The organism is Microbacterium sp. (assembly GCF_049661145.1).
In the GTDB taxonomy this organism is placed as follows: Bacteria; Actinomycetota; Actinomycetes; order Actinomycetales; family Microbacteriaceae; genus Microbacterium.
In genome coordinates, this window is sequence record NZ_JBASZT010000102.1 from 1 (window position 1) to 1,628 (window position 1,628).

Below are 1,628 nucleotides of genomic sequence, written 5' to 3' on the forward strand. Positions count from 1 at the left end.
CACGAGCGGCGGCTGGCGGCGCTGGGGCGGGATGGCGGCGAGCGCCCGCTGCACGACCGGATCGGCGGCGATGCCCGCCGCCCACTGCGCATACACGTCCGACCGCCCCGGGGCTTCGTCGCGCGCGAAGCGCGCATAGCGGTCGCGGACGGCGCTCGTGTCGGCATCCATTCGACCATTCTCGTGTGGAGACTCAGCTGCGGATGGAACACCGGCTGCGCCGACCCTGTTGAATGAAGTGGAGTGAGGAGTAGACATGACCTATCAGGTGACCAAGACCGATGAGCAGTGGCGCTCGGAGCTGAGCCCGCAGCAGTACGCCGTGCTGCGCGAGGCCGGCACGGAGCGCGCCTGGACCGGGGACCTGCTCGATGAGCATCGCGCAGGGCTGTATACGTGCGCGGCGTGCGGGGCGGAGTTGTTCAAGAGCGGCACGAAGTTCGATTCGCACTGCGGCTGGCCGAGCTTCTACGAGTCGGTGCGCCCCGAGGCCGTCGAACTCATCGAGGACCGCAGTCACGGCATGATCCGCACGGAGGTGCGTTGCGCCAACTGCGGTTCGCACCTCGGGCACGTGTTCCCGGACGGATTCGGGACGCCCACCGGCGATCGCTACTGCATGAACTCGCTGTCGCTGTCGTTCACGCCGGAGCAGCCCGCGTCATGACCGATCAGGTCCCGCGCCCTGCGCTGGAGGCGGTGCGCGCCCGGCGGTCGTGGTCGAAGGTGACGGATGCCGCGCCCACGCGCGCGGAGATCCTCACCCTCGTGTCGGCCGCGGGGCGCGTCGCCGACCACTCGTCATTGCGACCGTGGCGCATCATCGAGTTGCGCGGCGACGACCGGATGCGACTGGGCGCGGCGATCGCCAAGGTGCAGGGTGACGAGAAGCCGTCGACCAAGCCGCTGCGCGCCCCCGTGCTGCTGGCGGTCGTCGCATGCTACCGCGAGAGCGAGAAGGTGCCGCGCTGGGAGCAGGAGGCGGTCGCCTCCGGTGTCGCACACGTGCTGAGCCTGCTGCTCGACGAGGCGGGGTGGGGCGTCATCTGGCGCACCGGCGGCTACACACGCAGCAAGGCGGTCGCCCGCGTGCACGGCCTCGCAGAGAACGAGGAACTGCTCGGTTGGTTGTATGTCGGAGGCAAACCCGCGAGCACACGCCCAGGGCGGCGCAAAGCCGTGGATGCCCGCAGGCACGTGAGCCGGATGCCCCCGAACGCGGACCAGCTTTTCAGGGGCGCTGCCGCGCCGTCGGGGCGAGAAGACCTGCCCGGGGAGGCGAGACTCTCGCATCAGCTTTTCAGGGGCGCTGCCGCGCCGTCGGGGCGAGAAGACCTGCCCGGGGAGGCGAGACTCTCGGGTCAGCCGGGTGAGTTCGTTCAGTGGCGCGGACAGGCGAGCACGCCCAAGAAGAGCAAACCCAAGAAGGGCAAGAAGGGCGCGTCCGGGAACAAGGGCGGCCAGAAGAAGCCGGTCGACTGGGTCGCGAAGGCCGCCAAGGCAGAGAAGAAGGCCCGCAAGGCGCAGAAGAACGCCCACCGGGCGCTGCTGAAGGCCGAGAGGGTCCGGACTCGCGCAGACGCGGAGCGCGGCGAAGCCTGACCGGTCAGCGTGGCAGACGGCGGCGC

The 1,628-nt window shown here is 70.1% G+C and carries 1 protein-coding gene and 1 pseudogene; both read left to right on the forward strand.

What is annotated here, in order from left to right; genetic code table 11:
- The first annotated feature begins 256 nt into the window (after window positions 1-256).
- Window positions 257-667, forward strand: coding sequence for a peptide-methionine (R)-S-oxide reductase MsrB (msrB, locus tag WBP48_RS04425; protein WP_424436654.1), 411 nt, complete (start codon window positions 257-259; stop codon window positions 665-667).
- Window positions 664-1,221: pseudogene (locus WBP48_RS04430) on the forward strand (nitroreductase family protein); the annotation flags it as partial. The gene msrB and the pseudogene WBP48_RS04430, both read left to right, overlap by 4 nt.
- Window positions 1,222-1,628: the final 407 nt, after the last annotated feature.